Raw genomic sequence first — 8,448 nt, 5'->3', positions numbered from 1 at the left:
GGCTTGCCGGCGATGGGGCCGCAAAGCGGGCCGAAAATTCCGGCATATGGCAAAATCCCTCCGCCAACGGAGAACCCCATGCCAAGACCCCGCTGCGAGCGCTGCCAGCGCCCACTCGACCACTGCCTCTGCCCACTGATCCCCTCGCTCGACAGCCGCACCCGCGTCGTCCTGCTGCAGCACCCCAGTGAAACCGCCCATGCCCTGAATACCGCCCGCCTGGCCGCACTTGGCCTGGTGAACGCCGAGTTGCGCATCGGCGAAGTGTTCGAAGACCTCGGCGAGCTGCTGGCCACGCCGGGTTATCGGCCAGTGCTGCTGTTTCCGGGCGATCAGGCGCAAGTGCTGACGGCCTATGGCAAAGCGGACGACACGCCATTGCTATTGATCGTCCCCGACGGCACCTGGCGCAAAGCGCGTAAATTGTTGTACGTGAATCCGTTGCTGGAGGCGCTGCCGAAGGTCACGCTGGCGCAGATCGCACCGTCACGCTACCGCCTGCGCAAGGCGCCGGAGCCGGGGGCGGTGTCGACTATCGAGGCGGTGGTGCAGGCGTTGAATGTGCTCGAACAGCCGGCGTGTTTCGATGACTTGCTGCGGCCGTTCGAGGCGTTGATCGAGGGGCAGATCAGGGCCATGGGGGTGGAAATGTTCGAGCGCAATCACGGTGAGGGTTGAATTCCAGGGCGTTCTGTTCTGGCCCTTTCGCGGGACAAGCCCGCTCCCACAGGTTCACCACAGTTCTTGAGAACTACGCCCCCTTGTGGGAGCGGGCTTGCCCCGCGAAGAGGTCGGTACAGACCGTTCAGCGCTCGCGCAGTGCCTCGGTACGCGCCTTCAGCACCGGCTTGAGCAGGTAATCCAGCACACTCTTCTGCCCGGTGATGATATCCACCGTGGCCACCATCCCCGGGATGATCAGCAGCGGTTTGTTATCCCCCCCCAAGTGGTTCTTGTCGGTCCGCACCTGGATCAGGTAGAACGCATTGCCCTTGTCATCGGTGACGGTGTCGGCACCGATCAACTCGAGCTTGGCCTTCAACCCGCCATAGATGGTGTAGTCATAGGCACTGAACTTGACCATCGCCGGCTGCCCCGGGTGCAGAAACGCCACATCCTGCGGCCGCACCTTGGCCTCGATCAGCAGGTTGTCCTCGATCGGCACGATCTCCACCAGGTCGCTGCCCGGCTGCACCACGCCGCCGATGGTGTTGACCTTGAGCAACTTGACGATACCGCGTACCGGCGACACCACCGTGGTGCGGTTGACCCGGTCGTCGATGGCGATACTGGTGGCGGTGATCTTCGACAGCTCTGTGCGCTTCTCGTTGAGATCCTTGGCCGCATCCGAGCGGAAGCTCGCGTCGGACTCCTGGATCTTGCTGCGGATCTCCGCCACCGCCGCCTCGGCGCGGGGGATGGCCAGGCTGGTGGCGTTGAGCTGACCGCGGGCTTCGACCGTCCGCTGCTTGAGGCGCAGGATCTCCACCGGCGAAACGGCACCCTTGCTCACCAGCGGCGCTGACATGTCCAGCTCCTGCTGCAGCAAGCCAACAGCGGAGCGATATTGATCGACCTTGGAGCGAAATTCGGCCAGTTCCTGGGTCTTCTGGCGCAGCTGTTCGTTGAGGGTCTGCTTTTCACTGGCCAGCCGGCGCTGGCGCGAGTCGTACAGGGCGGTCTCGTCCTCGGCCACCTGGGGGGCCTTGGCGCGCACTTCGTCGGAGAGCACGAAGGGGCGGCCTTCGGATTCTGCTGACAGCCGCTCCACCTGGGCGGTCAAGGCATAACGATCGGCCTCGCTTTCGCCCTTGTTGGACTTGAACCGGGTGTCGTCCAGGCGCAACAGCGTGGCGCCTTTTTCGACCATTTGCCCCTCGCGCACGAAAATCTCGGTCACGATCCCGCCTTCAAGGTTCTGCACCACCTGAACCTTGCTCGACGGGATCGCCTTGCCTTCGCCAACGGTCACTTCGTCGAGCACCGCCAGGCTGGCCCAGGCCAGCGCCACCAGCAGCAGCGCCGCCGCCAGCCATACCGTCAGGCGCGACAGGCGCGGCGAATCCTGCAGGGTGGCGCCGGCCAGTTCCGGCATGTAGTCGCGCTCGGCGCGTTTGTCGGAGCCTGTGTGGGAACTGCGCACGCTATGGCTTGGGGTCATGGCCTAACTCTCATAGAACAGCACATAACTGAATGACTCAGCGGGGCCGGTTGTGGGAGCAACTGTCTTGCTCAATTTCTAAAAACTGACGCGATTCCTGTGGGAGCCGGCTTGCCGGCGATCACCGGCGAAGCCGGGGCCATGCACCGCGGTGACTGCATCGCCGGCAAGCCGGCTCCCACAGAGGTTTCTGGGCGTCTTTCTGCATCAGTTTTACAACGCCGCGCCAATGCGGCCCTTGCGCAAGGCGTCGATGACGGCATCCTTCGGCCCGTCGGCGACGATCTTGCCGTTGTCCAGCACCAGCAGCCGATCCACCAGGTTGAGCATCGAGGTGCGGTGGGTGACCAGCAGCAGGGTCTTGCCCGGCACCCAGGTCGACAGGCGTTGGCGCAGTTGCTCTTCGCTGCTGTTGTCCATGTGGCTGGTGGGTTCGTCGAGGATCAGGATCGGCGGCTCCAGCAGCAGCGCGCGGGCCAGTAGCACGGCCTGGCGCTGGCCGCCGGAAAGCAGCTGGCCGCGCTCGCCCACCGGGCGGTCGAAGCCGTGCGGGTGCTGCCGGGCCAGCTCGCTGACGCCGGTCAGTTCGGCCACTTCGAGCATGCGCGCATCGCTGACGTGGCGGGCGCCCAGGGTCAGGTTGTCGCGCAGGCTGCCGGCCAGCAGCGGCAGGTCGTGGGCAACGTAGCCGAGTTGGCTGCGCAGGTCGGCGATATCCAGTTGGCGCAGGTCGAGGTTGTCCAGCAGGACCTGGCCTTCGTCCGGGTGATGGAAACCCATCAGCAAGCGGCCCAGGGTGCTCTTGCCCGAACCGCTGCGGCCGATGATGCCGATTCGCTCGCCGGGTTTGATCGTCAGGTTCACGTCCTGCAGTGCCGGGCTGGTCTGCCCCGGGTAACGGAAGCTGACATGGCTCAGGGCCAGGCCGCCCTTGAGCGTGGTGTGCTCCAGGGCCTGCTGCTCGGTCTGGCGTTCCTGGGGCAAGGCCATCAGCGCGTCGGTACTGCGCATGGTCAATTGCGCCTGCTGGTAACGGGTGATCAGCCCGGCGATCTGGCCAAGCGGTGCCAGCACGCGGCTGCCGAGCATGTAGCTGGCGACCAGGGCGCCGACGCTGAGGTTGCCGGCGATGATGCTGTACACCCCGGCGACGATGGTCGCCATGCCGCAGAACTGCTGGATGAACAAGGTGCCGTTGCTGGCCAGCGACGACAGGTTGCGGGCGTGGGCGTCGAGCCGGGCGATGGCGCCGTTGGTGTGTTCCCACTGGTACTGGCGCTCGCTCTCGGCGCCGCAGGCCTTGAGGGTTTCCAGGCCGCCGAGGGTTTCGATCAACAGCGCCTGGCGTACCGCGCCGAGGCTCAGGCTTTTCTGCACGGTATCGCGCAGGCGTGCCTGGATCAGCAGGGCGAAGCCCACCGCCAGCGGGAAGGCGATCAGCGGGATCAGCACCAGCCAGCCGCCCAGCAGGCCGATCACCAGCAGCATGAGGGCTACGAAAGGCAGGTCGATGATGCTGGTCAGGGTCACGGCGGTAAGGAATTCGCGCAGGCCCTGGAAGTCATGAATGCTCTGGGCGAAGCCGCCGATGGTGGCGGGCTTGGCCTTCATGGCCATGCCGGTGATGCGTTCGAAGAGGGTGGCGGAGAGGATCAGGTCGGTCTTCTTGCCGGCCTGGTCCAGCAAATTCGCGCGGACCATGCGCAGCACCAACTCGAAAGCGGTGCCGATGAACAGGCCGGCGACCAGCATCCACAAGGTCGACAGCGCCTGGTTGGGCACGACGCGGTCGTAGGTCTGCATGACGAACAGCGGCACCATCAGGCCCAGCAGGTTGATCAGCAGGCTGGCCAGCAGGGCATCGCCATACAGCCAGCGGGAATGGCGCAGGGTGTCGCGGAACCAGGCGTCGACCCGTGGCAGCAACGGCGAGCGCAGGTTCTCCAGGGTATGCCGTGGCCGTGCGAACAGGGCGTGCCCGGTGTAGGCCTGGGCCAGCGCCTCACGTTCGATCCACTGCTCGCCACCGCCGGCCTCGCAGGGCAGGATCAGCGCCCGTCCATCTTCACCCCAGCGCTGCAGCACAGCGCTGCGGCCATTGTTGAGCAGCAGTAGCACGGGCAGGTTGAGCGCGGAGATGGCTTCCAGTTCACGCGCCAGCACGCGCCCTTGCAAGCCGGCACGGGCCGCCGCCCTGGGCAGCAGGTCTGCGCTCAGGCGCTGCTGGGCCAAGGGCAGCCCGCTGCTGAGGCTGGTGCGGCTGGCCGGGCAGCCATGCAGGCGGCACAGGATCAGCAAGCCATCGAGCAGCGGGTCATCGACATCGGGGCGCGGCTGCGCGCTTTGCATACTGGTCACGATGAACTACTCCCGCCTCGGTGGATGGGGTGTGACGCCTGGCGTTTAGCGCATGTCGGGCAGCTTCGCCTGGTTGCGTACTTCACTCTGGGCGATGGCTTCCGGTGGCAGCGAGATGCGTTGTTTGCTCAGCAGCTCACCCATGGTCGCCAGCACCCGGTACATCGAATACTCCTCGGTGTAACGCACTTCGGTGTAGCGGCGGTTGGCGTTGTACAGCTCGTTTTCGCTGTCGAGCAAGTCGAGCAGGGTTCGCTGGCCGAGGCCGAACTGGTCCTGGTAGGCCGCACGCACACGTTGGGTGGTTTCGGCGTATTCGCGGGCGGTCGGGGTCTGCTTGCGCGCGTTGTTCATGGCGTTCCAGGCCAGGCTGAGGTTTTCGGTCAGCTCGCGCAGGGCGTTGTTGCGGATGTCCATGGCCTGGTTGATCTTGTGCGCGTCGGATTGCAGGCGGGCCTTGTCGCTGCCACCGCGGAACAGGTTGTAACTGAGTTCGACACCGGCTTGCCAATCGTTGTTGCTGTGGCCTTTCTCGCCGCCGATGTTGTTGTTGGCGCCCGTGGCCAGCACCGCATCCAGACGCGGGTAGAAGGGCGACTTGGCCACTTCGTACTGCTGCTCGGCGGCGTTGACGTCGGCCTGGGCCGATTTCAGGTATGGGTTGTTTTCCAGCATGCCCTGGCGCGCCAGGTCGAGGCCGGTAGGCACTTCGCCCTTGATGGTGACCGGGGTATCCAGCTCGTCGGGCATGCGCCCGACGACGCTGTAGAAGTTGGCTTCGGCGTCGGCCAGGTCGACTTCGGCGGTATCCAGGTTGTTTTCGGCCAGCGCGCGACGGGCACGGGACTGGTCGAGGTCGGCGGTGCTGCCGACCCCCCGCTCGCTGCGCAGGCCGATCTGGTCGTTGACCCGCAGGTGGGCTTGCAGGTTGTTCTTGGCCAGGGTCACCAGTTCGCGGCGCTTGAGCACTTCGAGGTACACCTCGATGGCGCGCAGGGCTACGGTTTCGGCGGTGGCCTGGGTGTAGTAGGCGCGCGAATTGACCACGGCTTCGGTGCGGCCGACTTCATTGGGGGTGTTGAACCCGTCGAACAGCATCTGCCGCAGGCGCAGCTCCGACTGGGTGTAGTTGAGGGTTTCCTTGTTGTGGTCGGTGGTGCCGTCGGGGTTCAGGCGGCGGGTGTTGATGTTGTCCGAGCGCTGGCGGCCGTAGCCGGCAACCAGGTCGACCGTTGGGTAGTACCCGCCACGCGCAAATTTCACATCTTCGTCGGCCGACAGCCGGTTGTTACGGCTGGCGCTGATTTCCGGGTGATGGTCCACAGCGTTCTGGACGGCTTCGTTGAGTGACATCGCCTGAACGTTGGCGCACGCCATGGCCAACAGCACTGCGCTGGTGATGGGGTTGAATACGCGCATGGGGTACTTCTCCCTGATCTCAAAAGTTCCTGCATTCGCCAAAAAAATGACGATATTTATTGTTCAAACCGTTTCATGTTTGTAACAACAGAGCTAAGAACATTTAACGCGCGAGCTAAGAAGATTTCTTCATAAGACATATGCGAAAAAAAACTTATGCGGTCTATCGAAACCAAGACATTGTTTCATTCAAGTAAATTTGGAAGCCGCTGGAAGACGCGGTTTTCAAGCTTCCGAGAGAGTTCCAGATTTTTTACGGCTAAGGACGCGGGATGAAGTGGTGAAAGCGGAATTTGGCGACAAAAATTTGGCAGGTTTTGATGGCCAAATTACATTAGTCCTATCGCCAAAGTAGTAGCTTGAGAGAACGATTCTCACCGTTGAGACAGTCGCAACTCCAGGCGCTGCCGCCCCACCCGCGATTTCATTGGCTGAACAAGCCAGTCGGTTAGGGGAGGCGTGTGTCATGGCGAAGTTGGTCGGTGTGGTCAGCAAGGTGATTGGTGAGGTTTTTGCCATTGGCAGCGACGGTAGCCGCCGTCCCTTGATCGAAGGCGATCGCCTGTTCGCGGGCGAGCAGTTGCAGACCGGTGCCGCAGGCGCGGTGGCGGTGCACTTGCAGAGCGGCGCCGAATTGACGCTGGGGCGTGACAGCAGCCTGCAGATGACCCCGGACCTGCTGGCCAGCCAGGCCACCCCTGCACAGGCCCAGGACGGACCGCCAAGCCAGGCGCAACTGAGTGATGTGGAACGCATCCAGCAGGCGATTGCCGCGGGTGCCGACCCCAGCGAAGCGGGTGAAGCGACTGCTGCCGGGCCCAGTGGTACCGGCGCTCCGGGTGCACTGGGAGGCGGGCACAGTTTCGTGATGCTGAGTGAAGTGGGGGCCCATGTCGATCCGGTGGTGGGCTTCCCGACGGCGGGCTTCAATGGCATCCCGGAGCTTGCCAATCGCTATGTCGGTGACCTGCGAAACGACCAGGGCAGCAACCTGCCAGGCCCAGGTATCGACAATGGCGGCGATGGCAACGGGGAGGGCACCGGGCCCGACGGCGGCTTGCCGCCTGGCCAGCCCAATCCGCCTGGCGATCCCAATCCGCCGGTAGACCCCAATCCCCCTATCGATCCCAATCCACCCGTGGACCCCAATCCTCCGGTGACACCTGTCGACCCAGACCACCCGGTTGAGTTGCAGCTCACCCCAGGTGGCTCGGAGCTGAACGAGGCCAACCTGCCCCTGGGTTCGGCGAGCAACCCGGCTGCCCTGACCCAGCACGGCAGCTTCACCGTGCTGGCGCCGGACGGTGTGTTCAACCTCAGCGTGGGTGGCATCAACGTGGTGACGGGCGGTGTAGTCACCGGTGTTGGCCAGTCGATCACCACGGGCCTTGGCAATACCCTGGTCATCACGGGCTTCGACCCGGCGACCGGCGTGGTGACCTACAGCTACACCCTGACCGGTGCCGAGCAGCATGCCGATGGCGCCGGGACCAATTCGCTGAACGAATACCTGCCGGTGTTGGTCAGCGACAGCGACGGCGATGTGGCCCAAGGCACGCTGCAAATCAGCATTCGCGACGACGTGCCCAGGGCCGTGGATGACAGCAACCCGGTCAACGCCAGCGAGCAGCACACCGAGTTGACCGGTAATGTGCTGGGCAATGACATCCAGGGTGCCGACCGGGTACCGGGAGGCCCGGTGATAGCCGGCACCTACACCGGCACCTACGGTACGCTGGTGCTGGCCGCGGACGGTTCCTACACCTATACCCTGAACACCAGCGACCCGGGCTTCAAGCACCTGGGCGGCGGCGGCCATGGGGTGGAAACCTTCACCTACACCATCAAGGATGCCGACGGCGACACCAGCAGCGCGACCCTGACCCTGAACATCCGCAACCTCGACGACGGGGTGCAAATCGACGGTCTGGACGCCCAAGGTGGCCGCCTGACCGTCTACGAGAAGAACCTGCACGACGGCAGTGCACCCGATGCCAGCGCCCTGACCCAGCAAGGCACGTTCAAGGTCACTGCGCCAGACGGCCTGCAGAGCCTGAGCGTGGGTGGCATCAGTGTGGTCAGCGGTGGCGTGGCGGTGGGCTTCCCGCAATCGATCGTCACCCCTGAAGGCAACACCCTGACGATTACCGGCTACGACCCCAGCACCGGCGTGGTGAGCTACAGCTACACCCTGCTGGACAACGAACAGCACCCCGTCGGCGAGGGCAGCAACGGCATCACCGAGCAGTTCCAGGTGATCGCCCAGGATATCGACGGCAGCCAGGCGACTGGCAGCGTGCAGGTGACCATTGTCGACGACCTGCCGCAGGCCCATGATGATTACGTCAGCGTGGCCAAGGGCGATGTGGTACGCGGCAACGTGATGTACAACGACGTGGTCGGTGCCGACACCCGCAGCGACGGCCAGTATGTGGTCGGGGTGCGTGCCGGCAATGACACCTCGACCTCGGCCATCGGTCAGTTGAACCTGCAGGTCAACGGCCAGTATG

5 protein-coding genes are annotated in these 8,448 nt (G+C 64.2%); 2 read left to right on the top strand and 3 right to left on the bottom strand.

Translation table 11 applies throughout. The features are described from left to right. The first annotated feature begins 78 nt into the window (after positions 1-78). Positions 79-678 carry a tRNA-uridine aminocarboxypropyltransferase gene (locus PMI38_RS20295; RefSeq protein ID WP_008097957.1) on the top strand — a complete coding sequence of 200 codons (600 nt, stop codon included), beginning with the start codon at positions 79-81 and terminating at the stop codon, positions 676-678. Positions 679-805: 127 nt separating this feature from the next. Here PMI38_RS20295 and PMI38_RS20290 read toward each other — a convergent pair whose 3' ends face one another. The 3 genes from PMI38_RS20290 to PMI38_RS20280 all read right to left on the bottom strand — a co-directional run bounded on the left by PMI38_RS20290 (position 806) and on the right by PMI38_RS20280 (position 5,938). Further along, a complete protein-coding gene (locus tag PMI38_RS20290) occupies positions 806-2,161 on the bottom strand; it encodes an HlyD family type I secretion periplasmic adaptor subunit (protein WP_008097955.1) in 1,356 nt (451 codons plus the stop codon). 213 nt (positions 2,162-2,374) lie between these two features. Further along, the gene (locus tag PMI38_RS20285) at positions 2,375-4,510 is read right to left on the bottom strand and encodes a type I secretion system permease/ATPase (RefSeq protein WP_085988536.1); all 2,136 of its coding nucleotides are present in this window, start codon (positions 4,508-4,510) and stop codon (positions 2,375-2,377) included. Positions 4,511-4,564: 54 nt separating this feature from the next. Further along, positions 4,565-5,938, bottom strand: coding sequence for a TolC family outer membrane protein (locus PMI38_RS20280; protein WP_008097951.1), 1,374 nt, complete (start codon positions 5,936-5,938; stop codon positions 4,565-4,567). 466 nt (positions 5,939-6,404) lie between these two features. On the opposite strand from PMI38_RS20280, the gene PMI38_RS20275 reads away from it, so the two are divergent. After that, positions 6,405-8,448: retention module-containing protein (locus PMI38_RS20275; protein WP_008097949.1), on the top strand; the 2,044-nt coding region annotated here is incomplete at its 3' end.

Origin of the sequence: Pseudomonas sp. GM84, from assembly GCF_000282535.1 — a bacterium.
GTDB lineage: Bacteria > Pseudomonadota > Gammaproteobacteria > Pseudomonadales > Pseudomonadaceae > Aquipseudomonas.
This window is presented reverse-complemented; position numbering and strand designations above follow the sequence as displayed.